Origin of the sequence: Bradyrhizobium prioriisuperbiae (genome assembly GCF_032397745.1) — a bacterium.
Taxonomy (GTDB): Bacteria; Pseudomonadota; Alphaproteobacteria; order Rhizobiales; family Xanthobacteraceae; genus Bradyrhizobium_A; species Bradyrhizobium_A prioriisuperbiae.
Window position 1 is genome coordinate 7,339,510 of the sequence record NZ_CP135921.1, and the last position, 25,402, is coordinate 7,364,911.

At 62.6% G+C, this 25,402-nt stretch carries 23 protein-coding genes; 7 read left to right on the forward strand and 16 right to left on the reverse strand.

The window, feature by feature from the left end; translation table 11 throughout:
* Nucleotides 1-126 precede the first annotated feature (126 nt).
* From RS897_RS34385 to RS897_RS34410, 6 genes are all read right to left on the reverse strand, one after another.
* On the reverse strand, nucleotides 127-2,028 hold the full coding sequence (locus tag RS897_RS34385; RefSeq protein ID WP_315833119.1) for a potassium transporter Kup: 1,902 nt from the start codon (nucleotides 2,026-2,028) through the stop codon (nucleotides 127-129).
* Nucleotides 2,029-2,175: 147 nt separating this feature from the next.
* Complete coding sequence (locus RS897_RS34390; RefSeq protein ID WP_315833120.1) at nucleotides 2,176-3,006, reverse strand: flagellar motor protein MotB; 831 nt, start codon at nucleotides 3,004-3,006, stop codon at nucleotides 2,176-2,178.
* Between the two features lie 26 nt (nucleotides 3,007-3,032).
* Nucleotides 3,033-3,806, reverse strand: a complete 774-nt coding sequence (locus RS897_RS34395; RefSeq protein WP_315833121.1) for a motility protein A — start codon at nucleotides 3,804-3,806, stop codon at nucleotides 3,033-3,035.
* 324 nt (nucleotides 3,807-4,130) lie between these two features.
* Complete coding sequence (locus RS897_RS34400; protein ID WP_315833122.1) at nucleotides 4,131-5,015, reverse strand: CDP-alcohol phosphatidyltransferase family protein; 885 nt, start codon at nucleotides 5,013-5,015, stop codon at nucleotides 4,131-4,133.
* Between the two features lie 90 nt (nucleotides 5,016-5,105).
* Nucleotides 5,106-5,804, reverse strand: coding sequence for a phosphatidylserine decarboxylase (locus tag RS897_RS34405; protein ID WP_315833123.1), 699 nt, complete (start codon nucleotides 5,802-5,804; stop codon nucleotides 5,106-5,108).
* Nucleotides 5,805-5,842: 38 nt separating this feature from the next.
* Nucleotides 5,843-7,795, reverse strand: coding sequence for an ABCB family ABC transporter ATP-binding protein/permease (locus RS897_RS34410; RefSeq protein ID WP_315833124.1), 1,953 nt, complete (start codon nucleotides 7,793-7,795; stop codon nucleotides 5,843-5,845).
* 212 nt (nucleotides 7,796-8,007) lie between these two features.
* On the opposite strand from RS897_RS34410, the gene RS897_RS34415 reads away from it, so the two are divergent.
* Nucleotides 8,008-8,628, forward strand: coding sequence for an LOG family protein (locus RS897_RS34415; protein ID WP_315833125.1), 621 nt, complete (start codon nucleotides 8,008-8,010; stop codon nucleotides 8,626-8,628).
* Nucleotides 8,629-8,640: 12 nt separating this feature from the next.
* On the opposite strand, the gene cimA is transcribed toward RS897_RS34415, so the two are convergent.
* The 3 genes from cimA to cysS all read right to left on the reverse strand — a co-directional run bounded on the left by cimA (nucleotide 8,641) and on the right by cysS (nucleotide 12,274).
* Nucleotides 8,641-10,254, reverse strand: a complete 1,614-nt coding sequence (gene cimA / locus RS897_RS34420; RefSeq protein ID WP_315833126.1) for a citramalate synthase — start codon at nucleotides 10,252-10,254, stop codon at nucleotides 8,641-8,643.
* Nucleotides 10,251-10,763 (reverse strand): GNAT family N-acetyltransferase, encoded by a 513-nt coding sequence (locus RS897_RS34425; RefSeq protein ID WP_315833127.1) that lies wholly within the window; start codon nucleotides 10,761-10,763, stop codon nucleotides 10,251-10,253. Before RS897_RS34425 ends, cimA begins: the two co-directional genes overlap by 4 nt.
* A gap of 113 nt (nucleotides 10,764-10,876) precedes the next feature.
* Entirely contained in the window at nucleotides 10,877-12,274 is a 1,398-nt protein-coding gene (gene cysS / locus RS897_RS34430) for a cysteine--tRNA ligase (RefSeq protein WP_315833128.1), read from the reverse strand.
* Nucleotides 12,275-12,651: 377 nt separating this feature from the next.
* Between cysS and RS897_RS34435 the strand changes: the two genes are divergently transcribed.
* Nucleotides 12,652-12,957, forward strand: a complete 306-nt coding sequence (locus RS897_RS34435) for a hypothetical protein (RefSeq protein WP_315833129.1) — start codon at nucleotides 12,652-12,654, stop codon at nucleotides 12,955-12,957.
* A 211-nt stretch (nucleotides 12,958-13,168) separates the two neighbouring features.
* Nucleotides 13,169-14,230 (forward strand): DUF2865 domain-containing protein, encoded by a 1,062-nt coding sequence (locus RS897_RS34440; protein ID WP_315838834.1) that lies wholly within the window; start codon nucleotides 13,169-13,171, stop codon nucleotides 14,228-14,230.
* Nucleotides 14,231-14,293: 63 nt separating this feature from the next.
* On the opposite strand, the gene RS897_RS34445 is transcribed toward RS897_RS34440, so the two are convergent.
* The 3 genes from RS897_RS34445 to RS897_RS34455 are packed head-to-tail and all read right to left on the reverse strand — an operon-like array spanning nucleotide 14,294 to nucleotide 17,848.
* Nucleotides 14,294-16,045, reverse strand: coding sequence for an NAD+ synthase (locus RS897_RS34445; protein ID WP_315838835.1), 1,752 nt, complete (start codon nucleotides 16,043-16,045; stop codon nucleotides 14,294-14,296).
* A gap of 46 nt (nucleotides 16,046-16,091) precedes the next feature.
* A complete protein-coding gene (locus tag RS897_RS34450) occupies nucleotides 16,092-16,445 on the reverse strand; it encodes a diacylglycerol kinase (RefSeq protein ID WP_315833130.1) in 354 nt (117 codons plus the stop codon).
* A gap of 14 nt (nucleotides 16,446-16,459) precedes the next feature.
* Nucleotides 16,460-17,848, reverse strand: coding sequence for a class II 3-deoxy-7-phosphoheptulonate synthase (locus RS897_RS34455; RefSeq protein WP_315833131.1), 1,389 nt, complete (start codon nucleotides 17,846-17,848; stop codon nucleotides 16,460-16,462).
* A 179-nt stretch (nucleotides 17,849-18,027) separates the two neighbouring features.
* Here RS897_RS34455 and RS897_RS34460 point away from each other — a divergent pair, with 179 nt between their 5' ends.
* Entirely contained in the window at nucleotides 18,028-18,966 is a 939-nt protein-coding gene (locus RS897_RS34460) for an alpha/beta hydrolase family protein (RefSeq protein WP_315833132.1), read from the forward strand.
* Here RS897_RS34460 and gor read toward each other — a convergent pair.
* The 3 genes from gor to rpiA are packed head-to-tail and all read right to left on the reverse strand — an operon-like array spanning nucleotide 18,942 to nucleotide 21,591.
* A complete protein-coding gene (gene gor / locus RS897_RS34465) occupies nucleotides 18,942-20,327 on the reverse strand; it encodes a glutathione-disulfide reductase (protein WP_315833133.1) in 1,386 nt (461 codons plus the stop codon). The two genes, RS897_RS34460 and gor, sit on opposite strands and share 25 nt — an antisense overlap.
* A 17-nt stretch (nucleotides 20,328-20,344) precedes the next feature.
* Nucleotides 20,345-20,869, reverse strand: coding sequence for a DUF2059 domain-containing protein (locus RS897_RS34470; RefSeq protein WP_315833134.1), 525 nt, complete (start codon nucleotides 20,867-20,869; stop codon nucleotides 20,345-20,347).
* 23 nt (nucleotides 20,870-20,892) lie between these two features.
* Nucleotides 20,893-21,591: a ribose-5-phosphate isomerase RpiA gene (rpiA, locus tag RS897_RS34475; RefSeq protein ID WP_315833135.1), complete on the reverse strand. Its 699-nt coding sequence runs from the start codon at nucleotides 21,589-21,591 to the stop codon at nucleotides 20,893-20,895.
* A gap of 168 nt (nucleotides 21,592-21,759) precedes the next feature.
* On the opposite strand from rpiA, the gene RS897_RS34480 reads away from it, so the two are divergent.
* From RS897_RS34480 to moaA, 3 genes are all read left to right on the forward strand, one after another.
* Nucleotides 21,760-22,437, forward strand: a complete 678-nt coding sequence (locus RS897_RS34480; RefSeq protein ID WP_315833136.1) for an HAD family hydrolase — start codon at nucleotides 21,760-21,762, stop codon at nucleotides 22,435-22,437.
* Between the two features lie 234 nt (nucleotides 22,438-22,671).
* Nucleotides 22,672-23,064: a hypothetical protein gene (locus RS897_RS34485; RefSeq protein ID WP_315833137.1), complete on the forward strand. Its 393-nt coding sequence runs from the start codon at nucleotides 22,672-22,674 to the stop codon at nucleotides 23,062-23,064.
* Nucleotides 23,065-23,169: 105 nt separating this feature from the next.
* Complete coding sequence (moaA, locus tag RS897_RS34490; RefSeq protein ID WP_315833138.1) at nucleotides 23,170-24,186, forward strand: GTP 3',8-cyclase MoaA; 1,017 nt, start codon at nucleotides 23,170-23,172, stop codon at nucleotides 24,184-24,186.
* 89 nt (nucleotides 24,187-24,275) lie between these two features.
* On the opposite strand, the gene RS897_RS34495 is transcribed toward moaA, so the two are convergent.
* The gene (locus RS897_RS34495) at nucleotides 24,276-25,364 is read right to left on the reverse strand and encodes a TRAP transporter substrate-binding protein (protein WP_315833139.1); all 1,089 of its coding nucleotides are present in this window, start codon (nucleotides 25,362-25,364) and stop codon (nucleotides 24,276-24,278) included.
* Nucleotides 25,365-25,402: the final 38 nt, after the last annotated feature.

Genomic DNA, 25,402 nt, shown 5'->3' on the forward strand with positions numbered 1-25,402 from the left:
ACTGGCAAGCGGCGGCTTATAGTTCCGCCCTCAACGCATAGGTTAGGCGATTTTCAGCGCCTAGGTATGCATGAATGCATAGCGAGTCAATCGCCGTTGCCAGACCTCTCGTTTCAAATCGTGACTTCAGATTGTGACTTGGGTCCCGACTTCAACCACCCGGCCGGTGGGGATCTGGAAATAGTCGGTCGCATCGTTCGCCGAGCGGCTCAGAGCGATAAAGAGATGATCCTGCCAGCGCGGCATCCCCGACTGCGCGGCGGGTTTCAGCGACCGCCGCGAGACGAAGAACGACGTCGACATGATGTCGAATTGCCACCCCAGCTTGCGCGCCACACCGAGCGCTTTCGGCACATTCGGCGATTCCATAAAGCCGAACCGAAGCGCCACCAGCGTGAAGCGCTCGCTGATGTTCTCGAGCCGGACCCGTTCCGAAATATCGACCAGCGGCGTATGCGCGGTCTCGATGGTCAGCACCACATTGTGCTGATGCAGCACCTTGTTGTGCTTGAGGTTGTGCAGCAGCGCCGTCGGCACATATTCGGGATCGCTGGTGAGAAAGACGGCGGTGCCCTGCACGATATGCGGCGGACGTTTCTCCAGGCTGGCGATCAGGTCGCGCAGCGGCACCTCGATCCGGCGGGTCTTGCTGATCAGGATCGCGGCGCCGCGGCGCCAGGTCCAGATGATCACCACCATGGCCAGGCCGAACAGCAGCGGCACCCAGGCGCCTTCGAACAGCTTGAGCAGGTTGGCGGAAAAGAACGTCATGTCGACAATGACCAGCGGCGCCACCAGCGCCGCCGCGGTGGCCACACGCCAGTTCCACAGTTTCCAGATCACCACGAAGCCCATGATGCCGTCGGCCACCATCGTGGTGGACACCGCAATGCCATAGGCGGATGCAAGCCCGCTGGAGGTGCGGAACATCAGCACCAGCAACAGCACACCGATCAGCAGCAGCGTGTTGACCCGTGGCAGATAGATCTGGCCGGCATGGGACTCGGAGGTGTAGCGCACCTCGAAACGCGGCAGCAGGCCAAGCTGCACGGCCTGCCGCGTCAGCGAATAAGCGCCGGTGATCACGGCCTGGCTCGCGATAACGGTCGCGGCTGTCGCCAGCAGGATCAGCGGCACCAGCGCCTTCTCGGGCACCATGCGATAGAACGGGTTTTCGATCGCGGCCGGGTGCTCCAGCAACAGCGCGCCCTGGCCGAAATAATTGATCAGCAGTGCCGGCAGCACGAAGAACAGCCAGGCAGACTGGATCGGCTTGCGGCCGAAATGCCCGAGATCCGCATAAAGCGCCTCGCCGCCGGTGACGGCCAGAAACACCGCCCCCAGCGTCACGAGGCCGATCGTGCCGTGAGTCAGCAGGAACTCGATGCCGTACAAGGGATTGATCGCAGCCAGCACGGTCGGATCATCGGAGATGTGGACCAGGCCCATGACCGTGATGGTGGCAAACCACACAAGCATCACCGGCCCAAATGCGCTCGCGACCCGCGCCGTGCCGCTGCTTTGCACCGAAAACAGAATCACCAGAATGACGACGGTGAGCGGGACGACATAGTGCTCGAGCGCCGGGGTAGCGAGTTTCAAGCCCTCCACCGCCGAGAGCACCGAAATCGCCGGCGTGATCATGGAATCGCCGATGAACATCGCGGCACCCACCACGCCAAGCGCCAGCAGCAGCCAGCTCCGCCGTCCCATCGCCCGCTGCCCGAGCGCCATCAGCGACAGCGTGCCCCCTTCGCCGTTATTGTCGGCCCGCAGCAGCAACAGCACATACTTGCCGGTCACAACGACCAGCAGCGCCCACAGGATCAGCGAGAGCACCCCCAGCACGATGGCCCGGGAGACCTCTCCGCCATGCGCGGCTCCGCCGACGGCTTCACGAAAGGCATACAGCGGCGACGTACCGATGTCGCCGAATACGACGCCGACGCTGCCGAGCGTCAGCGCCCAAAATCCGGTGGTCACCGGCGCCTCGGTCTGGCTTTCGGTTGATGTCTCGCTGGCAGCCATGATTGGAACGAACGCCCCATTCGTTGCTTCGATCCCGCTGCGCGGGCGCGCTCTTTGAGCAGAGAACGGGCGCTATTGGCAACGGTTGACTTTTCCGTTGCCCCTCGATTCGGCAGTTCGCGAACCGGTATTATAGTAGTCCGACACTCAGGGCTTGAGATTTGGCGGCAGCGGCGGGTCTTCGCGCATCAATGTGATGGTCACGCGGCGATTCGCCGCCAGCGACGGATCGTCGGGAAACAGCGGCTGGGTGTCCGATTTGCCGGACACCGCAAAGATATGGTTTGCCGGAAGACCCTCGCGTTCGAGAATCTGCCGCACCGCATTGGCGCGGTCCGCCGACAGGTCGAAGCCGTCATATCCGGTGCGCGGCGGCACGAATCCCGCAGCCGTGTGACCGGAGATCGAGATGCGCAGCGGCGTGGCCTTCAGCGGCGCCGCCAGTTTCTGCAGCAGGCTGCGGGTGCGCTCGTAGGGCTGCTTCGAGCCATCGGCGAACATCGAACGTCCTTCCTGGTCGATGATTTCCAGGTTGAGACCCTGCTTGGTCTCCTCGAACATGATGTGTTTGGAGATTTCCGTCAGTTCCGGCATGTCCTGCAGTGCCTGGCGCAGCGAGGCCGCGGCCAGCGCGAACTCGCGATCGCTCGTCATGCGGGCGCCGGCGATGCGGCTGTTCTCGTCCTGATCCGGCGTCGGCCTGTTGGAGGCCTCTTCCGGCGGAACATGCGCGACGTTCTTCAGTTTGGCGCGGGTTGGCAGGCCATCGCTTTCGATCACACCGGAATAGCGCGCCTCGTTCTGCACGCCGAAGGCATCGCGCATCGAACCCGCCACGATCTTGAGTTTCTGCGAGTCCTGGGTCGAGAACGCGACGAGCATCACGAAGAAGCTCATCAACAGACCCATCAGGTCGGCGAACGTGACATACCAGCCGTGGCCGCCAGCATGTGAGTCACCTTTTCTTTTCCGCGCCATCGCAGTCGCCCCCGAGCCCGCGACCGTTAAGCCGGAACGGGTTCATCGGCGTCGTGGCGATGCTTTTCAGGCAGATAGGCCAGCAGCATTTCGCGGACCAGTGCTGCGCTCTTGGAATCGCGGATCATCAGGATGCCGTCGATGATCAGAGTGCGATTGGTGTCTTCGTCGTGCAGCTTGAGGTGCAGTTTGTCGGCAATTGGCAGACAGAAGATATTGGCCAGCACGGCGCCGTAGAGCGTGGCGAGCAGCGCGGTGGCCATGAACGGCCCGAGCTTCGAGGGGTCGGTCATGTTGGCGAACATCTGCACCATGCCGATGATCGTGCCGACCATGCCGAAGGCCGGAGCGCAATCACCGATGGCGCGATAAATCTTCTGGCCCTCGTCCAGATGGCTCAGAAAATTGTCGCGGTCGCGCTCGAGATTGTCGCGGATAAAATCGACATCGTAGCCGTCCGCCACGTAACGGATTCCCTTGGCGAGGAACGGGTCGTCGATTTCGACCTTCTCGAGGCCCACAGGCCCCTGCTTGCGGGCGATCTCGGCGAGGCTCGCCAGTTGATCGACCAGTTCGCGCGCGGTGGTCCGGCGCATGGTGAAAGCGAATTTGGCGCCGAGCGGAAGCCCGTGCAACATCGAACTCAGTGGAAAGCGGATCAGGGTCGCGGCAAACGAACCGCCGAGAATGATGATCGCGGCATGGTCGCTGACGAACATGTGCAGATCGCCACCGAGAAGCATCATCAAAGCGATGACGCCCGTGCCTACGAGAAGGCCGATACCGGTGGCGAAATCCATGGGAAACTCCGACGCGTCCGCGTACTCACACGACCGTCGATCCTGGACGGCGACACGTCCGTTCTGGGCCGTGTAGCGACACCCTAGGTCAGCGCCATTAAAGAGCGGTAAAGTCCGGCGCATTGCGAACACGCACTGCGTTGTGCCGCAAGGACTTGAGCTGCCATTCGCACCCTTGGTGACATCAAGGCGATGCTGAAAGATGTGATAGCCGCGCCTGCAGGCTTCAGCGCGCTGGAAACGATCTGCTAACCATATTCCCGGGATCACCAGCGGCGAGATTCTGCCGGCGCGAACCAGGCGTCCACCGCGAAAAAAAATGCACTAATTCAGGCGCGGCGGACGGTCGTCCGACTGCGGTGATGTCGGCGGCGAATCAAATACCGCCGGCTGCTCGGACAAACTTGACGCAGGCGTCTCCGCGGGAGCCGCGGCAGCAGCAGCCGCCCGCTCGTGCCGGCGATACGACATGAAGCCGGCCGGCAAGGTCACCAGATAGATGATGGCGCCGGCCGAGAGCAGATGCCACGGATACCCGATCAGCAACGCGATAAAGAGGATCACCACCACGAAGACCGGCAGCACCATTTCCGGCGGCACCCGGGTGCTCATGGTCTTGCCGGAGAACACCGGCAACCGCGACACCATCAGAAACGCGATCAGCAGCGTGTAGAGCGCAACCAGCATGGTCGGCAGTTTCGGCAGGTCGAGAAACGACAGATAGATCGGCAGCAACACCAGAAGCGCGCCCGCGGGCGCCGGCACGCCGGTGAAGAAGCCGGCCGCAAACGCCGGCCGGTTCGGATCGTCGATCGACGCATTGAAACGCGCCAGCCGCAATCCGCCGCTGATCGCAAAGATCATCGCCGCGATCCAGCCGACATTGTTGAGTTCGTGCAGTTGCCAGAAGTACAGGATCAGGCCCGGCGTCACGCCGAAATTGACGAAATCGGCCAGGCTGTCGAGCTCGGCGCCGAACCGGGACTGCCCCTTGATGGCGCGGGCCACGCGGCCGTCGATGCCGTCCAGAACCGCCGCAAACACGATCGCCGCCAGCGCAAGCTCCAGCCGTCCTTCGGTCGACAGCCGAATGGCGGTCAGTCCGGCGCAGATCGCCAGCAGCGTGATGACGTTCGGCACCAGCATCCGCAGCGGGATCGGACGAAACCGGCGGCGCTTCAACTCGTCAGGCTTGGGTTCATAAGGCATCGACATCCACCCTATATAACAGGCGGACCCCTCCTCCGCCATGATGGCAAAGCAAGGGCCTAAGCGAGACCCGGGATTAGTTAATTGGGATTAGTCGACCCGGTAGGTGCGGCCACCGTCGCCGAGCCGGAAGTCGGCCAGCACGGTTTCCCCGGCGATTGCCGTCTGCCCCTCGGAGACCAGCGACTTCGAGCCCTCGGGCAGGAACACGTCCAGCCGCGAACCGAACCGGATCAAGCCAAAACGCTCGCCGGCACCAATCGTCTGACCTTCGCGCACGAACGAGACGATACGCCGCGCCACCAGTCCCGCGATCTGGATGACGCCGATCTGCCCCGCCGGTGTCGAGATCACCAGCGAATTGCGCTCATTGTCCTCGCTGGCCTTGTCGAGTTCGGCGTTGATGAACTTGCCGGGCCGATAAGCGATGCGTTCGATCCGGCCCGCGACCGGACTGCGGTTCACATGGCAGTTGAAGACACTCATGAAGATCGAGATGCGCGGCAGCGGCTTGTCACCGAGCCCGAGTTCGGCCGGCGGGACCACCTGGGTGACCATCGACACCCGGCCATCGGCCGGTGCGACAACGATGCCCTCCCGCACCGGGGTCACCCGCACCGGATCACGGAAGAACAGCGCGCACCACACCGTCAGCCCGGCGCCGATCCAGCCGAGCGGAGACCAGATATAGAACAACACCAGGCTCGCAAGCGCGAAGCCGCCGATGAACGGATAACCTTCCGGGTGGATCGGAGGAATTTGCGCGCGAATCGAATTGGCAATGGACATCTGTTCAACCTGAAAGGGGCAATGGGAGTGGACGCCAGCTACTCGGCAGCGTCCGGAGTGGCGAGCGGATCGTCGAGGTGCGGCGCGGCATGCGTCGGCGGATCGATTTCGCCGGTCTGCGCCAGCTTCTCACGCGCCTCTTCCGCCTCACGTTGCCTGTTCCACATGCTGGCGTAAAGCCCGTTTGCGGCCAAAAGTTGCGCGTGCCGCCCACGTTCGGTGATCTGCCCCTGATCGAGGACGATAATCTCGTCCGCCCCGACGATGGTCGACAGCCGGTGCGCAATCACCAGCGACGTCCGGTTGCGCGATACCCGTTCCAGCGAATCCTGGATTTCCCGCTCGGTGTGGCTGTCGAGCGCCGAGGTCGCCTCGTCCAGCAGCAGGATCGGCGGCGCCTTCAGGACCGTGCGCGCAATCGCGACACGCTGCTTCTCGCCGCCGGACAGCTTCAAGCCGCGCTCGCCGACCTCGGTCTCATAGCCCTTGGGCGACATGCGAATGAAGCCGTCGATCTGCGCAAGGCCGGCCGCCTCTTCGACCTCGGCGTCGGTGGCGCCCCAGCGGCCGTAGCGGATGTTGTAGCGGATGGTGTCATTGAACAGCACGGTGTCCTGCGGCACCATGCCGATCGACTCCCGCAGCGACGCCTGGGTCACGGCGCGGATGTCCTGGCCATCGATCAGGATGCGGCCGCCGCTGACATCATAGAGCCGGAACAGCAGTCGCGAAATCGTCGACTTCCCGGCGCCGGACGGTCCGACGATGGCCACCGTATGGCCAGCCGGAACGTCAAAGCTCAGGCCTTTCAGGATCGGGCGATCCGGATCGTAGGAAAAGAACACGTTCTCGAAGCGCACCGCACCCTGCGCTATCCGCAGCGGCTGTGCGCCGGGAAGGTCCTTTACCTCGGGATTTTTGGCAAGCACGTCGAACATCTTCTCGATGTCGATGACGGCCTGTTTGATTTCACGATAGACCATGCCCATGAAGTTCAGCGGCTGGTAGAGCTGGATCATCATGGAGTTGACCAGCACGAAATCACCAACGGTGTTGACACCCTTGCGAATGTCGATCACGCACATCAGCATGGTCGCGGTCAGGCCGCAGGTGAAGATCACCGCCTGGCCGACGTTCAGCCACGCCAGCGAGGTGTAGGTCTTGACGCTGGCGTTTTCGTAACGCGCCATCGAGCGATCATAGCGCTGGGCTTCACGTTCCTCCGCGCTGAAGTACTTCACCGTCTCATAGTTGAGCAGCGAGTCGATGGCCTTGGTGTTCGCCTCGGTGTCGGAATCGTTCATCTTGCGGCGGATTTCGATCCGCCACTCGGTCGCGACATAGGTGAAGTACATATAGAGCACGACGGTTAAGAGCGTCGCCAGCACGTAGCGCCAGTCGAACTGCCACAGCAGCACGCCCATCAACAGCACGACCTCGATGACGGTCGGCACCAGTTGCAGGATCACCATGCGCACGATGGTTTCGATGCCGGTGCGGCCACGCTCGAGAACGCGGGTCAAGCCGCCGGTCTTGCGCTCGAGATGGAAGCGCAGCGACAGTTCGTGCATGTGGACGAAGGTGAGATAGGCCAGACGCCGCACCGCGTGCATTGCCACCTGGGCGAAGATACCGTCCCGCCACTGCGTCAGCACCGCCATGACCACGCGCATGAAGCCGTAGCTCACGGTCAGGATCAGCGGCGAGGCGATCAGCCAGGTGGTCCAGTCCGCCGACGGGATCGGTGAAGTGTTGGTCCCGGTCAGGGCGTCGATGGCCCATTTGAAAGTGAACGGCACCGCCAGCGTCGCCAGTTTGGCGATCAGCAGCAGCACCATGGCCCAGACCACGCGCATCTTCAGGTCGGCACGGTCGCCGGGCCAGATATAGGGCCAGAGCCGGACCAGCGTCCCGAGCAGCGAACCGCGCTCGGCCGCAGCCGTTGGCGACTCCTGCGGAACCTGCGGTGGCAAAGAGGAAGTTTCGGTCATCAACCAGCCTGGAGCGGCCGGTTGCGGCCGCAAGCCTTCTTAAATCAGAGCGTTTCGGTCCCGATATAGTGGTTTTACCGCCACCAGACACCCTTGAAGAGAAAAAACTTTCCGCGCGACAGGCATTCGGAAACAAAAACGGACGGCACCGGGTCCATAATCGCACCCTGGCTCGTCTTGACGATGTCGCGATCGGGTGCCACATCGCCTGTATGGATACGATTTCCTCAAGGATTCGGACGGTCTGCGTCTATTGCGGCTCGGGCCCCGGCACCAACCCCCAGTTCATGGCAGCCGCCCAGGCTTTCGGAAAAGCCCTCGCTGACAACGGAATCGGCCTCGTTTACGGCGGAGGCTCCGTCGGCCTGATGGGGGCCGTTGCCGCCTCCGTGCTCGATCACGGCGGTCATGTCACCGGCATCATCCCGGAGTTCCTCAGGGCGAAGGAAAACGCCCTGAAGCGGGTCCAGGAGATGATCGTCACCAACAATATGCATGAGCGCAAGCAGCTGATGTTCGACCGTTCGGACGCCTTCGTGGCCTTTCCGGGCGGCATCGGTACGCTCGAAGAGCTGGTCGAGCAACTGACCTGGGCCCAGCTCGGCCGTCACAACAAGCCGATCCTGATGGCCAACATCGACGGCTTCTGGGAGCCCCTGCTCGGCTTGATCGACCACATGCGGTCGACCGAGTTCATCCGGCCGGGTCTCACCGTGCGCCTGCTGACCGCCAACACGGTCGAGGACATCCTGCCGAAGCTGCAGGAGGCCGCCAATGCGGCACCGACCGCCGTGCCGGCGACCAACGGCAAAGACGTCATCGAGAAGATGTAACGCGATCCGGCGCTACTGCGCCGGCGCGTCGGACTTCACCAGCTTGTACACCACGGAATCCATCAAGGCCTGGAATGAGGCATCGATGATGTTGGGCGAGACGCCCACCGTGGTCCAGCGCTCGCCGTTTTCATCCTCGCTCTCGATCAGCACGCGGGTGACCGCCTCGGTTCCCCCATTGAGGATACGGACACGGTAATCGACCAGCTTCAGGCCTTCGATGTACTTCTGATATTTGCCGAGGTCCTTGCGCAACGCGACGTCGAGTGCGTTGACCGGGCCATTGCCCTCGCCCGCGGAGATCAGGGTCTCGCCCGCCACGTTGACCTTGACCACGGCGAGCGCGGCCGTCACCTGTTGACCCAAAGCATTGTAGCGCTGCTCAACATTGACATCGAACTGTTCGACCCGGAAGTAATCCGGCACGCGGCCGAGTGTGCGCCGGGCCAGCAGATCGAATGACGCATTGGCGGATTCGTAGGAATAGCCCGCCGCCTCGCGTTCCTTCATCTCCTCCACCAAACGACCGAGCTTCGGATCGTTCTTGTCGAACGGAACATGGGAGCGTTCGAGTTCAGCCAGCACGTTGGAGCGGCCGGCTTGGTCGGACACCAGCACCTTACGGTGATTGCCGACGGCTTCCGGGGCAACATGCTCGTAGGTTTCCGGCTCCTTGAGGATGGCGGAGGCGTGGATCCCGGCCTTGGTGACAAACGCGCTCTCGCCGACATAGGGCGCATGCCTGTCTGACGGACGGTTGAGCATGTTGTCGAGGGCACGCGACACTTGAACCAGCGTGGCGAGCTTGTCCTGCGAGATATTGATGTCGAAGCTCTCAGCGAACTCCTTCTTGAGTTTCAGTGTCGGGATCAGCGAGCACAGATTGGCATTGCCACAGCGCTCGCCGAGACCGTTCAGCGTACCCTGGATCTGGCGCACCCCGGCACGCACCGCCGCCAGCGAATTCGCTACGGCCTGCTCGGTGTCGTTGTGGGCATGGATGCCGAGATTGGCCCCGGGGATATGCTTGACCACCTCGCCGACGATTGCCTCGACTTCATGGGGCATGGTGCCGCCATTGGTGTCACACAGCACCACCCAGCGCGCACCGGACTCATAGGCCGCCTTGGCACAGGCGACCGCATACTCCGGATTCGATTTGAAGCCGTCGAAGAAATGCTCGCAATCGACCAGCACTTCGCGCCCTCTGGTCTTCGCCGCCGCGACGCTGTCGCGGATCGAAGCCAGGTTCTCCTCATTGGTGGTCTCAAGCGCGACCTTCACCTGGTAATCGGAGGCCTTGGCGACGAAGCAGATCGCGTCGGCTTTGGCATCGAGCAGCGTCGCAAGCCCCGGATCGTTGGAGGCGGAACGCCCGGGACGCCGCGTCATGCCGAACGCCGTGAAGGTGGCGTGATTGAGCTTCGGATTGACGGCGAAGAAGTCTGTATCGGTCGGGTTGGCGCCGGGATAACCGCCCTCGACATAATCGACACCGAGATCGTCCAGCATCTGCGCGATCAGTCGCTTGTCGTGTACGGTAAAATCGACCCCATTGGTCTGTGCACCGTCACGTAGCGTGGTGTCGAACAGGTAAAGCCGCTCTCTGGGTGTCGCGGATGTCATTGCAGCGGGCCTTTCGGCGGTGCACCGGCCAAGGTTTTCTGCATGCGCGTGTTGGCCAGCCACTCGTCGCCCACCGAAAACGTGCTACGCTGCTGATCGACATAACCACGCTTACGGAAGAAGTCGTGAGCGTTATCGCTGGCATCGACCGTCAATTTGGTCGCGCCGCGCGTGGCTGCGAGCTTTTCCAATGCGTCGCAGAGTGCGGTGGCAACGCCCTGCCCGCCTGCGCTGGGATGAACGTAAAGCATCTCGATGTGATCGGCGCCTTTCAACGACGCGAACCCGACCGGCGACGATTGCAGGGTCGCGACCAGCGTCAGGTCCTTGCCCAGCCGCGCGCCAAACGCCTGTTCATCGTCGGCGGCCGACATCCAGGCCTGCTGCTGCGCCTCCGAATAGTCGTCGCCGGTCAGCCCTTCGATGCTTTCGACGAAGATCGCAGCGAGCAAAATGGCATCCGCCGGAAGATACGGCCGCAGGCCCACGGATGGTAGCGCTTGTCCCATAGGTCACCAGACTCCGAACAGTTTTAATGCGATCACGATTGCGACCGCGATGACGGCCCATTTGAGCACGATGTAGTAGCGCCAGTGCCGCGGAAAAGGCGTATCGGGTTTCGTCATCGCGCGACCTCCCAGGTGGTGACCGGCTTGCCGTCGGCACCCTTGCCGTCCTTCAGCACCACGCCCATGGCGACGAGTTCATCGCGAATTCGATCGGATTCCTTGAAATCCTTGCGAGCGCGCGCACTGGCGCGATCAGCGATCAAGCTCTCGACCTTCGCCGCATCGATGCCGGCATCCTGTTGTTTGCGGGATGCCCATGCTGCACGCGTCTCGGCCAACAGACCGACCAGCTTCAGCGACGCAGCGAACTCATCGCGCGCGCGTTCATCCCCCGCCACGGCAGATGAACGCAGTCCGTGCAGGGCCGCAATCATCTGCGGCGTATTGAGATCGTCAGCCAGCGCCTCGAGCACGCCCGTCGCGACACGTTCGCCTTTCGCGTCTCCGGCAGCGACATACCAGTCATCCAGGGTCTTCGCGCTCTCTTCCAGTCCCTTGATGGTCCAGTCGATGGGCGAGCGATAATGCGTCTTCAGCATGTTGAGACGCAGCACCTCGCCGGGCCAATCCGCCAGCAGTTCGCGAATGGTGACGAAGTTGCCGAGCGACTTCGACATCTTCTCGCCTTCGACCTGCAGGAAGCCATTGTGCATCCAGACATTGGCCATGCGCTCCTCGTGGAAGGCGCAGCAGGACTGGGCCAGTTCGTTCTCGTGATGCGGGAACACCAGATCGATGCCGCCACCGTGAATATCGAACTGTTGTCCCAGATGTTTCCACGCCATTGCCGAGCATTCGATATGCCAACCAGGGCGCCCTTCGACCGTGATGCCACCCGGTGACGGCCATGACGGCTCGCCCGGCTTCGCCGGCTTCCAGAGCACGAAATCCATCTCGTCACGTTTGTAGGACGCGACATCGACACGGGCGCCGGCCATCATCTCGTCCAGGGAGCGCCGCGCCAGCTGGCCGTAGGCCGGCATGGTGGCGACCGCGAACAGCACATGGTCCTGCGCGACATAAGCATTGCCGTTGGCAATCAGCTTCTCGATGATCGCACGCATCTCCAAGATGTGTTCGGTCGCCCGCGGCTCGACCGTCGGCCGCAGCGCGCCCAACGCATCAACGTCTTCGTGGAACTGACGCTCGGTCTGTTCGGTGACCTTGCGGATGGCATCGTTGAGCGGCAGGCCCGGAAAATCCCGCGCGGCGCGGTCATTGATCTTGTCGTCGACGTCGGTGATGTTGCGGACGTAGCTGACGTGGTCGGCGCCATAATGATGCCGCAGCAGCCGAAACAGCACGTCGAACACAATGACGGGCCGCGCGTTGCCGATGTGCGCGAAGTCGTAGACCGTCGGTCCGCAGACATACATGCGCACGTTGTTGCGATCGAGCGGCACGAAGGCCCGCTTGTCCTTGGTCAGCGTATCGTAGAGCTTCAGCTCCATAGGTTCCCACCCAGCAAGTTTGCAGCCGTCATCGGACCGGCTGGCCAGGCGTCTATCGATCTCTTGTGAGAAAAGACGACCTCAGCCAGCGAATCGCTAGCTAATAATCTCGCGGCAAATGCCGAAAATAGAGAAAAGGCCGTTCATGGGCGGCACCATGCGGCAGCGGGGGCGCCTGCGTCAAGGGACGGCCACCGCTTTGGCGCGCTATAAATCACCATTTCACTCCCGGGATGAGGCTTCCAAGACACGGTCTGCCGCGCGTTTGTGTGCTCCGGGCGGTTTTCCCGCCCCGGCCACGTTTTTGCCTTGGTTAATCATTTTTAAGACGACGGGTTTATCGCTGATGGACCTGCCCTCTTTTGGTCTGGTGATTGATGCGAGCTCTTTCCGCGCTGCAAGCCTGCCTGCTGATCTGCTCCGCCACCGTGGCGTTTGCGGACAGCCGGACGTTCGTGGTCGCCAACCAGCCGGACGGCTATGGCATCGACCAGTGCCTGGCCAATGGCGATCAGTGCGGCTCCTATGCCGCCCGCGCCTATTGCCAATCACGGGATTTTGCACAGGCCTCGACCTACCACCGGATCGACCCGGCCGAGGTCACCAGTGCCGTGCCGGCGTCGGCGGAAACCTGCAGCCATTCCGGCTGCAGCGAATACGTCGCTATTACCTGTCAGCGGTAAATCAAGGGCTCGTGTTTCCCGCCACGTCGGTGCCGTGGAAACGACGTGACGTTGCCCCGAGAAGCGAGTATGTGAAGCCGCGGGCGGCCTATTTTCCATTAAGCCGGAACATCCTGATTTGCTGATCTTTTCGCTTTCCCCAGGGGCTTTTGCCCGACGGCTTTTGGTCTGCGCCGCGCTCACCAGCGCACCGGTGTGGAACGCCGCCGTGATGGCCCAAGGATATCCGCCGCCAGGGCAGCCGGGCATGCCGCAGCAGGCTGCCAATCCGATGTGCCAGCGGCTCGAAGGACAGCTTGCCATCATCGACCGCGGTGGCGCGGACCCGGCAAAAGCCGACCAGATTCGCCGCTACGAAGAGTCGATGAACCGGCAGCAGGGGGAACTCGATCGCGTCACCATGCAGGCCAAGCGCATGGGCTGCGACAGCACTGGATTCTTCTCGCTGTTCAACGGGCAATCGGCGCAATGCGGTCCGGTGAACAACCAGATCCAGCAGATGCGCGCCAACCTGGATCAGATCACCAACAGCCTGCAGCAGCTGCGCGGCGGCGGAAGCTCCGATCGCGACATGCAGCGCCGCTCGGTGCTGCTGGCGCTGGCGCAAAACAATTGCGGACCGCAATACGCCGCCGCGGCCCGCGCCGCGCAGCCCGGCGGCTTCTTCGATAACCTCTTCGGCGGCAATAATGCCCCGCCTCCCCCCGGCGCCATGCCGGACGTCGGCGCACCGTCGGGAACCTATCGCACCGTCTGCGTGCGCAGCTGCGACGGCTACTACTTCCCGATTTCGTTCGCCACCGTGCCGGGCCGCTTCGGCGATGACGAACGCACCTGTAAGAGCCTGTGCCCCGCCGCGGATGCCAACCTGTTCACTTATCGTAATCCCGGCGAGGACATCAACCAGGCGGTCTCGATCAGCGGCCAGCCTTACTCGTCGTCACCAAACGCCTTCAAATATCGCCAGGAGTTCAGCCCGACCTGCAGTTGCAAGGCCGCCGGCCAGACCTGGTCTGACGCGCTCAAGAACATCGACGACAAGGCGGCGGCTGTGCAGCAGGGCGACATCATCGTCACCGAAGACCGGGCGAAGCAGATGTCGCAACCGCCAGCAACAAGAACCTCGGCCCAGAAAAAGGGCGGAGCCAGCACGACCGCGCCTGCCGCACCGCCAGCAGCCGCATCGACGGATCAAACGCCGCCCGCCAGCACCGGCGCAACCGGCGACAAGCCGATCCGTTCGGTCGGCCCGACATTCATCCCGGCTCGGTAAGTAAATCGTCCAGCGGGTTTCCGGCTTCCCCATCGGGAAGCCGGACCAATCAAATCAGCAAGATCACTCGTCGTAGCTGACCGAGCCCCGGCTGGCACGCGTCACCAGCGTTTCGTCCGGTGCCGGCAGCGGTTTGCCGGAATCACGAAACTTGTTGGTGATCGGATAGCGGCGGTCGCGGCCGAAATTCTTGCGCGTGACCTTCACACCCGGCGCGGCCTGGCGGCGCTTGTATTCCGCGATATTCAGCAGACGGTCGACCCGCGCGACCGTTTCGCGATCGAATCCCGCGGCCACGATCGATGCCAGCGGCTCCTCGCGCTCAACCAGCCGCTCCAGGATGCCGTCGAGGACATCATAAGGCGGCAGCGAATCCTGATCGAGCTGGTTCTCACGCAACTCTGCCGTCGGCGGACGCGCGATGATGTTGGTCGGGATCACCTCGCCCGAGGGACCAAACGCACCGTGCGGTTTCCAGCTGTTGCGCAGGCTCGACAGCCGGAACACCTGGGTCTTGTAAAGATCCTTGATCGGATTGAAGCCGCCGTTCATGTCGCCATACAGCGTGGCGTAACCGACCGACATTTCGGACTTGTTGCCGGTGGTCACCACCATCGCGCCCGACTTGTTCGAAATCGCCATCAGCAGCGTGCCACGGGTGCGCGCCTGCAGGTTCTCCTCGGTGATATCGCGGGCAAGCCCCTTGAACGGAACGGAGAGAATGTCCTCGAAACCGTTGACGGCCGCGGCGATCGGCAGGATCTCGTAACTGAAGCCGAGCGCAGTCGCGAGTTTTGCGGCATCGTCAAGCGACACCTGCGCCGTGAAGCGGAACGGCAGCATGATGCCGCGCACCCGATCGGCTCCCAAGGCATCGACCGCGATCGCGGCACACAAGGCAGAATCGATGCCACCGGACACGCCGAGCAGGATGCCCGGGAAACCGGTCTTGTTGACGTAGTCGCGCAGCCCCAGCACGCAGGCGGCATAATCGCCTTCATCGTCGCCGATCGGCGGCGCGATCGGGCCCTCGCAGCGCCAGCCGTCGCTGGTTTTGCGCCAGCTCAGCGTGGTCAGGTTTTCTTCGAACGACGGAAGCTGCGCCGCCAGGGTGCGGTCGCCATGCAGCACGAATGACGCGCCGTCGAACACCAGTTCATCCTGGCCACCCACCTGGTTGACATAGATCAGCGGCAGGTCGCTTTCGGTGACACGCGCGACCGCCATGGAGAGCCGAATGTCGGTCTTGCCGCGGGCATAGGGCGAACCATTCGGCACGATAAGGATTTCCGCGCCGGTCTCGGCGAGACACTCGACGACGTTCTCGTACTCCGGGGATTCCTCCATCCAGGTGTCTTCGCAGATCGGTACCCCGATCCGCACGCCCCGGATCGTCACCGGGCCGGCGGCGGGCCCGCGCGCAAACACCCGCTTTTCATCGAAAACACCGTAGTTCGGCAGGTTGGCCTTGAAGCGCAGCGCCGCGATCCGGCCCTCGTCCAGCAGCGCGCAGGCGTTGTAGAGCTTGCCGTCCTCGACCCATGGCGAGCCGATCAGCACCGCCGGTCCGCCGTCGGCGGTCTCCCGGGCCAATTCCTCGACCGCCGCACGGCAAGCCGCCTGGAAAGCCGGCTTGAGCACCAGGTCCTCCGGGGGATAGCCGGCGACGAACAGCTCGGAAAAGACGATCAGGTCGGCGCCATCAGCCTTCGCCCGGGCCCTCGCCTCGCGGGCCTTGGCGGCATTGCCGGTGACATCGCCCACGATCGGGTTGAGCTGGGCAAGCGTGATGGTCAGCTTCGCGGATTCGGTCATGACCGTCATGTAGCCTTTCGGGTCGGCTTTTCGCAATTGCACACGCTCACAGGAGGCCTATGCGCTCCGCGATGGCGACCAGCCAGACCAGCCCCGCGATCACCAACGCCACCCCGACTGCCGCCGACCCCATATCCTTGACCCGCCCGATCTGGGGATCGTGCTCAGTGGTCAGCCGATCGGCAAGCTTTTCGATGGCTGTGTTGAGCAATTCGACGGTCAGCAGCAGCAGCACCACCGCAATGAGCTCGACGCGGCGAACCGCCGTGGTGCCGACGAACCAGGCCAGCGGCAGCGCGATCACCAGCGCCACCAACTCCTCGCGGATGGCCTGTTCGGACCGGGTCGCGAATGTCAGCCCATTCCAGGTGTTGATGCTGGCCCGCCAGAATCGCAGCAACCTAAAACTCCGCCTCACATTCCCGATGCGACCGGCATCGGCCTGACCTTGCCGGCGCGGGACTGCTTGAGCAATTCGGCGATCAGGAAAGCCATGTCGATCGACTGCTCGGCGTTAAGGCGCGGATCGCAGACCGTGTGATAACGGTCGTTGAGGTCCTCATCGGTGATGGCGCGCGCGCCGCCGATGCATTCGGTCACGTCCTGCCCCGTCATCTCCAGATGCACACCGCCGGCGTGGGTGCCTTCCGCAGCGTGGATGGTGAAGAACGACTTCACTTCCGACAGGATGCGATCGAAGGGCCGGGTCTTGTAGCCGCTGGTGGCGGTGATGGTGTTGCCGTGCATCGGATCGCACGACCAGACCACGGAACGGCCCTCGCGCTGCACGGCGCGGATCAGGCCCGGCAAATGATCACCGATCTTTTCGGCACCGAAACGGTTGATCAGCGTCAACCGTCCCGGCTCGTTGTCCGGATTGAGAACGTCGATCAGCTTCAGCAGCTCCTCCGGCTTCAGCGATGGGCCGCATTTCAAACCGATCGGATTCTTGATGCCGCGGAAGTATTCGATGTGACCATGGTCGAGCTGCCGCGTGCGGTCGCCGATCCAGATCATATGTCCAGACGTGGCGTACCAATCGCCGGTCATGGAATCGACGCGCGTAAACGCCTGCTCGTATCCCAGCAGCAACGCCTCATGGCTGGTGTAGAAGTCCGTCGCGCGCAACTCCGGATGGCTTTCGAGGTCAAGACCGCAGGCGCGCATGAAATTCAGCGCCTCCGAAATGCGATCCGCCAGTTCCTTGTAACGGCGGGACTGCGGTGAGTCCTTGAGGAAACCGAGCATCCACTGGTGCACGCTGCCGAGATTGGCGAAGCCGCCGGTCGCGAACGCGCGCAGCAGGTTCAGTGTTGCCGCCGACTGGCGATACGCCATCATCTGCCGCTGCGGATCGGGCATGCGGGCTTCCGGCGTGAACGCGATGTCATTGACGATGTCGCCGCGATAGCTCGGCAGCTCGACGCCATTGATCTTCTCGGTCGGCGACGAGCGCGGCTTGGCGAACTGGCCGGCGATGCGGCCGACCTTCACCACCGGCAGCGCGCCGGCGTAGGTCAGCACCACCGCCATCTGCAGCAGCACCCGGAAGAAATCGCGGATGTTGTTGGCGCCATGCTCGGCGAAACTCTCGGCGCAGTCGCCGCCCTGCAGCAGAAATGCCTCACCGGCGGCAACCCGAGCTAGCGCCTTCTTCAGGTTGCGAGCCTCGCCCGCGAAAACCAGTGGTGGAAACGTTGCAAGCTGCGCCTCGACCTCGGCCAGGGCCTTGGGGTCCGGATACTCCGGCACCTGCACGACAGGCTTGCTGCGCCAGCTCTCGGGTGTCCACCGCTCGGACATGGTCAGCTCCTGAAAAACACCAGCCCGCAAAGCAATTTAAGGACATATCGGGCCGCGTGGCGGCGGTTATACACAGGCTGGTCCCGAACCGCTAGTTGCAATTCGGCGTGGTAAGTCAATGCCTTGCAGGGAAAGCCAAATTGACGCTAATTTAGCCGTGGGGACGACGGGGGTTTACTGTGGCTGACGCTGTCCTGGACGATGTTTTCATCGACGATTTTCAATTGCCGGCGGAAGACGGATTTTTACTGGCCGCCACGATCTACATGCCGCGCGGACCAAAACTCCACGCAGTGCTGATCAGCTCGGCCGCGGCCGTTCCGCGGAAGGTCTACAAGGGTCTCGCGAGCTACCTCGCGTCGCGTGGCTGCGTGGTGTTGACCTACGACTACCGCGGCATCGGCGGCTCGCGGCCGAAGTCACTCGCCGGCTTCAACGCCAGGATGGCGGACTGGGCCGAGAAGGATGCGACCAGCGCGGTCAGCTGGATGCGGGCGCGCTACAAGACCCTGCCGCTGAACTATGTGGGCCATTCCTTCGGTGGCCAGGCGCTGGGGCTGCTGCACAACAACGACCAGATCGCACGCGCGCTTCTGGTGGCCTCGCAAGCCGCATATTGGAAATTCTTCACGCCACCGGAAAGCTATCGCGTCTTCGCGCTGATGAACATCATTGGGAAACCCATCGCAAACATCATGGGCTACGTTCCCGGCAAGATCGGCCTGGGCGAAGATATGCCCAAGGGTGTTTTTCTGCAGTGGGCCCGATGGGTGAAAAGCGAACGCTATTACTTCGACGATGCCTCGCTCGCGGCAGCGCTGGCGAACTATGCGAATTACCGCAGACCGCTGCGGGCTTTGTGCATCGACGACGACCCCTGGGCAACGCGGCCTGCAGTTGATCTGCTGTGCTCCGCCTTCAAGGCGACATCGCCGGATATCGTCACCATCAAGCCTGCGGACACCGGCGCCACGTCGATCGGCCATTTCGGCTTCTTCCGGCCGGAGCATCGCGACACGCTTTGGAAAAACGCGGCGGACTGGCTTCTGACAAGCCAGGCCACAGGCCAGATCAGCAGCGAGGCTCTCCCGCGTTATTCCGCCGCTTCGCGCACGTAGCGGGCAAACGGCTTGCGCATGGTGACGAGCTCTTCGGCGGCCGTCGGGTGGACCGCGATGGTCGCATCGAAGTCCGCCTTGGTCGCCTTCAGCTTGACCGCAACGCCGACCACCTGGATGATTTCGCCGGCTTCCGGGCCAACGATGTGACAGCCGAGCACGCGATCGCTGATCCCGTCGACGATCAGCTTCATCAGGATGCGGGTGTCGCGGCCGGACAATGTCGCCTTCATCGGCCGGAATTCGGCCTTGTAGACATCGACATGGCTGTGACGCGCCCGCGCCTCGGCCTCGGTCAGCCCCACGGTGCCGACCTCGGGCTGCGAGAACACCGCGGTCGGGATGTCAGCGTGGTCGACGCGGGTCGGCCGGTTGCCGAATATGGTGTCCGCGAACGCATGACCTTCCCGGATGGCGACGGGTGTCAAATTCACGCGATTCGTGACGTCGCCAACCGCATAGATATGGGGCACGGAGGTCTGCGAATAGCCATCGACCGTGATGCCGCCGTTTTTCGGATTGATGGCGACCCCGGCCTTCTCCAGACCGAGATTGGCAACGTTGGGATGGCGGCCGATCGCAAACATCACCTGGTCTGACGTGACGCTGGAGCCGTTCGACAGATGCGAGGTGTACTCGTCGCCATGCCGGTCTACCTTGCTAACGGTGCATCCGGTCAGGATGTTGATGCCGGCCTTCTCCATTTCCGCGCGCAGATGCTTGCGGACGTCCTCGTCAAAACCGCGCAGAATGTTGTCGCCGCGATACACCAGCGTCACGTCGCTGCCCATGCCGGCGAAGATGCCGGCGAACTCCAGTGCGATGTAGCCACCGCCCTGGATCACGATGCGCCGCGGCTGCTTCGGCAGATAAAACACCTCGTTCGAGGAGATCACGTGCTCGATGCCTGGAATGGCGGTGCCATGATTGGGTGCAGCACCGGTAGCGACCAGGATGTATTTCGAACGAACGCTCTCCCCGCTCGACAATCGCAGCGTATGGGCGTCTTCGAACACGGCGCGCGCCTTGACGATGCGAGCGCCGGACTTTTCAACGTTGCTGATATAGGCGGCTTCGAGCCGGGCGATTTCCTTGTCCTTGTTGGTAATCAGCGTCGCCCAGTCGAACGTCGCTGACGGAATCGACCAGCCGAAACCGGCGGCGTCCTCGATCTCGTGGTGCACGTGGGATGCGTAGACCAGAAGTTTTTTTGGCACGCATCCCCGGATCACGCAGGTGCCGCCGACGCGATATTCCTCGGCCACCATCACCCGTGCGCCGTAGTCGGCGGCGATCCGCGCGGCGCGCACGCCGCCGGATCCGCCACCGATCACGAACAGGTCGAGATCGAAATCAGCCATTGGTGTTTGCTCCGCGATCAGATCTCTTTGCCGCGAGCCCGCATTTCAGCCCGGAACTTGGCTGCGACTTCGTTCGAAAACGCGCCGGCCCAGTCGTTCATGAAGGCAAGGCTGCCGGTGATCGACTTCGGCTCCTGGTCGAGAAACTTCTGGCCCAGCGGCGACTTGTAGAAGGTGACCAGATCCTTCAATTCCTGCTCGGTGAAGTTGGTCGCATAGATCAGCGCCATCGCCTTGGCGATGTCGTCACGGCGGCTGGCCAGTTCGCCGGCAAGCTTGACGGAGACTTCGTCGAGATCCTTCTGATAGTTCAGATTGTTCTGAAGGATGGCATCCTTGGTCCGCTGGATCACGGTCGGAACGATGTTCTGATAGACCGTGCTCGCCTTCTTGATGGCCAGCAGCTCGGTCGCAGCTGCCACCGCGCTTGCAGGGGGCGGCGGCGGCGAGGCCGCAGCCTTGGGAGCCTGGGCCCGCGCGCTCACCACGCTCAACGCGAGGCCGAACCCGACGGCCAGCAGTGTTTTCGAAACCTTCATCATTCCGCTTCTCCTTGACACGCGGCTCAGGGCCGCTCGATCGATCGAATTCCTGTCGGGCCCGCAAGCACCACTGTTGTCGCGAGCCTTATAAACAAGCCGTGCTCGACAACCCCTGGTATGGCGGCGAGCGACCGCGCCAGCGCAGCGGCATCGGGGATCGCCCCGAGATGGGCGTCGACAATCCAGTGGCCACCATCGGTGACAAAACCATGGCCATCCCGGCCTTTTCGAAGGTCCAGCCCCCCGGAAACGCCGTTGGCAGCGAAGGCGTCGGTGATCGCACGACGGGTCGCCGCGAGGCCGAATGGAATGACTTCAATCGGCAATGGAAAGCGGCCGAGCCGTTCCACCCATTTCGAATCGTCGGCGATCACGATCATGCGATCCGATGATGCAGCCACGATCTTTTCGCGCAGCAGTGCTCCGCCGCCGCCCTTGATCAAGTTGAGCTGGGGATCGACCTCGTCCGCGCCGTCGACCGTCAGATCGAGCCGCTCGAGTTCGTCGAGCGTGCTCAAAGGAACGCCGCAACGCTCCGCATCGGCCCGGGTGGCTTCCGAGGTCGGTACACCAACGACGTTAAGCCCCGCCCGGACTTTTTCTCCCAGCAGTTCCACAAAATGCTTGGCCGTGGATCCGGTGCCCAGCCCGAGTTTCATGCCGTCGCGCACGTGGTCGAGCGCGCGTGCTGCCGCCTGCCGTTTCAGCTCATCCATGGTCATCGAACGATCCTCTGCGGGAAAGACCGGGCCGACGGCCGCCGCTCCGGAGGCGCATATCTAGCCTCGATTTGCGGCGAGGAACAGGGCCGCGGCGGCCCTTTCACAGCCCTTCTGCGGTCCGATATTTCCGTGCTTGCGCGGTGGCACAAGTCCCGCTAGCGATCCCGTATGACTGCATTTCCCCTTATTGTTTTCGACCTCGACGGCACGCTGGTCGACACCGCGCCCGATCTGATCGGCGCCCTGAATTTCATCCTCGATCGCGAGGGATTGGCGCCACTTCCCTTCGCCGCCGCGCGGAAGATGATCGGCGCCGGCGCCCGCCGCCTGCTCGAGCGCGGCCTGGAGGCAGAGGGCCGCTCGCTGGGGCCGGACGACCTCGACCGGCTGACGCGCGATTTTATCGCCTACTACGCCGACCATATCGCCGACCTGTCGCGTCCGTTTGACGGGCTCACCGACGCCCTGGACGAGCTGGCTGCGCGTGGGGCCAAATTCGCCGTCTGCACCAACAAACTGGAATGGCTCTCCAAACGGCTGCTCGATCAATTGGAGCTGAGCCCCCGGTTTGCCGCCATTTGCGGGGCCGACACCTTCGGCGTCAGCAAGCCGGATCCGGTGATCCTGCGCCAGACCGTGGCACGCGCCGGCGGCAGCCTTGCGTCGACCATCATGGTCGGAGATGCCGGCACGGATATCGGTGTCGCACGGCGGGCCGGCGTTCCGGTCATCGGCGTGACCTTCGGTTACACCGAAACTCCGATCGAGGAGCTCAAGCCGGATATCATTATCTCTCACATGCGGGACCTGCCGAAGGCGGTTGGCCGCCTTCTGTCTCTGGCCTAAGGGCTTAACTAACTGAAATTCAGTCACATTTAATGTGGTATTTACGCACCATCGTTAACCTTTTCTGAATACCTTGTTCACCAAACGTTGCGCAGGCCGAATGACACTCTTATGGTCCGCGCGGGGACTGTGGCGGCTTGCCGCAACAAGAGACGGTGGATCATGCGTCGCGTTATACTTATCGCCGGTGCAAGCCTTTGGCTTGCCGGCTGTGGCTCTATATCAACGCCATCAATGGACTTTCTCAAGTCGACACCGCCGAGCGCGACGGTGCGGCTCGAATCGGTTCCGCCAGGAGCGGATGCCCGCACATCAGTGGGGCCCGGCTGTAAAACGCCGTGCGCCGTATCGGTCCAGGCAACAGACAATTTCACTGTCAGCTATACGCTGGATAAATATGAGCCGCAGACCGTTGCCGTGCAGGTCTTGCGACAGGGTGGAGACTTCGGAAGCGGCGTCTCGGTGACGACCGATCCGAATCCGGTGTTCGCCGAGCTGCAGCCCGCGGCTCCGCCCAAGCGGGCGATCAAGAGACCCGCCAAGAAGCGCGCTCCGAAGGCCACTGCGGCCCCGGCGGCGGCACCCGCCCCTGCTGCCGACAGCGCGTTCCCTCCACCGACCCGCTAAAACGGCTCGGGGGTCCGGAACTGATTGTATGCCAGCCGGCTGATGCTTACATTGTGATAAGCGGCCTTCGGGCCGCGGCTCACACCATTGCGTCAGGCCAGCTGGATGAACGGACCTTTTCTGCCGGAAATGATGACCGATCCGTTCGGCCGCACCATCAGCTATCTGCGGGTGTCGGTGACCGACCGCTGCGACCTGCGCTGCTTTTATTGCATGTCGGAAGACATGACCTTTCTTCCCAAAGCCGATCTGCTCACGCTCGAAGAGCTTGACCGGCTCTGTTCGGCATTCATCGCCAAGGGCGTCAGAAAATTGCGGCTGACCGGCGGCGAACCGCTGGTCCGCCGCAACGTGATGTTACTGGTGCGGTCGCTGTCGCGCCATCTCTCGACCGGAGACCTGGACGAGCTGACGCTGACCACCAACGGCTCGCAGCTGGCCAGGTTTGCCGACGAACTCGCCGCATGTGGTGTTCGCCGCATCAATGTTTCGCTGGACACGCTGGATCCGGCCAAATTCCGCGCCATCACGCGCTGGGGCGATCTGGACAAGGTGCTGGCCGGCATCGAAGCCGCCCGCGCCGCCGGCCTCAAGGTCAAGATCAATGCGGTCGCGCTCAAGAACATGAACGAAGACGAGATTCCGTCTCTGATACAGTGGGCGCACGGCAAGGACATGGACCTGACGCTGATCGAGGTCATGCCGATGGGTGAGATCGGTGAAGGCCGCATCGACCAGTATGTGCCGCTGTCATTGCTGCGAGCCCGTCTCGCCACCCAATACACCTTGACCGATCTCGACGAGAGCACGGGTGGACCGGCGCGTTATGTGCGTGTCGCAGAAACCGGCGGCAAGCTCGGCTTCATCACGCCGATGACCCATAATTTCTGCGAATCCTGCAACCGGGTCCGCATTACCTGCACCGGCACGATTCATACCTGCCTTGGCCACGAAGACGCGTCCGATTTGCGCAAACCGTTGCGGGCGTCCCCCGACAACGATCTTCTCAATGCCACTATCGATCGTGCGATCGGCCTCAAGCCCAAGGGGCACGACTTCATCATCGATCGCCGCCACAACCGGCCGAGCGTCAGCCGCCATATGAGCGTCACCGGCGGCTGAGTCCCGCCCCTCTTTTCGCTGGCACACACCATCAGATAACAAAAAGCCCGGCCGCGAGGCCGGGCTTTCCGTTTGATCCAGGCGCCTGATCAGCCGCGGGTGCGCGAGCGGATCATGAAGCTGTCGAAGGTGTATTCGGCAACCTGCCACCACAGATATTCGTCCGAGCGATAAGCCTGCATGGCCTCGATCGACTTCTTGAAATCGGGGTTCTTGGCGGAGATTTCGCCCCAGAGTTCGTTGGTCGCCTTGAGACAGGCTTCCAGCACCTCGTTGTTGAACGGCCGCAACTGCACGCCGCCGGCAACCAGCCGCTTCAAGGCCGTCGGATTCTGCATGTCGTAGCGGGCTGCCATCCAGGAGTTGGTGTTTGCCGCAGCGTTGGTCAGGATCGACTGATAGTTTTTCGGCAGCGCGTTGAACTTTTCCTGGTTGGCGAAGGCATGCACTGTCGGGCCGCCTTCCCAGAAACCGGGATAGTAGTAGTACTGCGCGACCTTCTGGAAACCGAGCTTCTCATCGTCGTAGGGACCGACCCATTCGGCCGCGTCGATGGTGCCCTTTTCAAGCGACGGATAAATGTCGCCACCGGCGATCTGCTGCGGCACGACGCCGAGCTTCTGCAGCACCTGGCCGGCAATGCCACCGATGCGGAATTTGAGACCCTGCAGGTCGGCGACGGTTTTGATTTCCTTGCGGAACCAACCACCCATCTGGGTGCCGGTGTTGCCGCAGGGGAAACCGACGATATTGAACTTCTTGAAGAACTCGTTGGCGAGCTCGTTGCCACCACCCTGGTAGAGCCAGGAGTTCTGCTGGCGCGCATTGAGGCCGAACGGAACGGACGCAAAAATCGCGAACGTCGGGTCCTTGCCGACATAATAATAAGACACGGTGTGGCTCATCTCGACGGTGCCGTTCGAGGTGGCATCGAGAGCCTGCAGGCCGGGGACGATTTCGCCCGACGCGAAAACCTGGATCTGAAACTTGTTGTCGGTCATTTCGGCGACTTGTTTGGCGAGATATTCGCCGCCGCCGTAAATGGTATCGAGCGATTTCGGAAAGCTCGACGTGAGACGCCATTTCACTTCGGGTGACGATTGCGCAATCGCCGGCGAGGCGACCGCGGCCACCGCTGCGCCGGTTGCCGATACCTTGAGAAAATCACGACGCTTCATTTAGGCATCTCCTCCTTGGGGACGTTTCTTGAACCAGA

Excerpts from the sequence above, each read along its gene's own strand:
- RS897_RS34395 (WP_315833121.1), bottom strand. The coding sequence starts at position 3,806 with ATGGATTTCGCCACCGGTATCGGCCTTCTCGTAGGCACGGGCGTCATC.
- RS897_RS34400 (WP_315833122.1), bottom strand. The coding sequence starts at position 5,015 with ATGCCTTATGAACCCAAGCCTGACGAGTTGAAGCGCCGCCGGTTTCGT.
- RS897_RS34415 (WP_315833125.1), top strand. The coding sequence starts at position 8,008 with ATGGATACGATTTCCTCAAGGATTCGGACGGTCTGCGTCTATTGCGGC.
- RS897_RS34435 (WP_315833129.1), top strand. The coding sequence starts at position 12,652 with ATGCGAGCTCTTTCCGCGCTGCAAGCCTGCCTGCTGATCTGCTCCGCC.
- RS897_RS34440 (WP_315838834.1), top strand. The coding sequence starts at position 13,169 with ATGGCCCAAGGATATCCGCCGCCAGGGCAGCCGGGCATGCCGCAGCAG.
- RS897_RS34485 (WP_315833137.1), top strand. The coding sequence starts at position 22,672 with ATGGACTTTCTCAAGTCGACACCGCCGAGCGCGACGGTGCGGCTCGAA.
- moaA (WP_315833138.1), top strand. The coding sequence starts at position 23,170 with ATGAACGGACCTTTTCTGCCGGAAATGATGACCGATCCGTTCGGCCGC.
- cysS (WP_315833128.1), bottom strand. The coding sequence starts at position 12,274 with ATGGAGCTGAAGCTCTACGATACGCTGACCAAGGACAAGCGGGCCTTC.
- gor (WP_315833133.1), bottom strand. The coding sequence starts at position 20,327 with ATGGCTGATTTCGATCTCGACCTGTTCGTGATCGGTGGCGGATCCGGC.
- RS897_RS34495 (WP_315833139.1), bottom strand. The coding sequence starts at position 25,364 with ATGAAGCGTCGTGATTTTCTCAAGGTATCGGCAACCGGCGCAGCGGTG.
- RS897_RS34385 (WP_315833119.1), bottom strand. The coding sequence starts at position 2,028 with ATGGCTGCCAGCGAGACATCAACCGAAAGCCAGACCGAGGCGCCGGTG.
- RS897_RS34470 (WP_315833134.1), bottom strand. The coding sequence starts at position 20,869 with ATGATGAAGGTTTCGAAAACACTGCTGGCCGTCGGGTTCGGCCTCGCG.
- rpiA (WP_315833135.1), bottom strand. The coding sequence starts at position 21,591 with ATGACCATGGATGAGCTGAAACGGCAGGCGGCAGCACGCGCGCTCGAC.
- cimA (WP_315833126.1), bottom strand. The coding sequence starts at position 10,254 with ATGACATCCGCGACACCCAGAGAGCGGCTTTACCTGTTCGACACCACG.
- RS897_RS34390 (WP_315833120.1), bottom strand. The coding sequence starts at position 3,006 with ATGGCGCGGAAAAGAAAAGGTGACTCACATGCTGGCGGCCACGGCTGG.
- RS897_RS34405 (WP_315833123.1), bottom strand. The coding sequence starts at position 5,804 with ATGTCCATTGCCAATTCGATTCGCGCGCAAATTCCTCCGATCCACCCG.
- RS897_RS34425 (WP_315833127.1), bottom strand. The coding sequence starts at position 10,763 with ATGGGACAAGCGCTACCATCCGTGGGCCTGCGGCCGTATCTTCCGGCG.
- RS897_RS34480 (WP_315833136.1), top strand. The coding sequence starts at position 21,760 with ATGACTGCATTTCCCCTTATTGTTTTCGACCTCGACGGCACGCTGGTC.
- RS897_RS34445 (WP_315838835.1), bottom strand. The coding sequence starts at position 16,045 with ATGACCGAATCCGCGAAGCTGACCATCACGCTTGCCCAGCTCAACCCG.
- RS897_RS34410 (WP_315833124.1), bottom strand. The coding sequence starts at position 7,795 with ATGACCGAAACTTCCTCTTTGCCACCGCAGGTTCCGCAGGAGTCGCCA.
- RS897_RS34455 (WP_315833131.1), bottom strand. The coding sequence starts at position 17,848 with ATGTCCGAGCGGTGGACACCCGAGAGCTGGCGCAGCAAGCCTGTCGTG.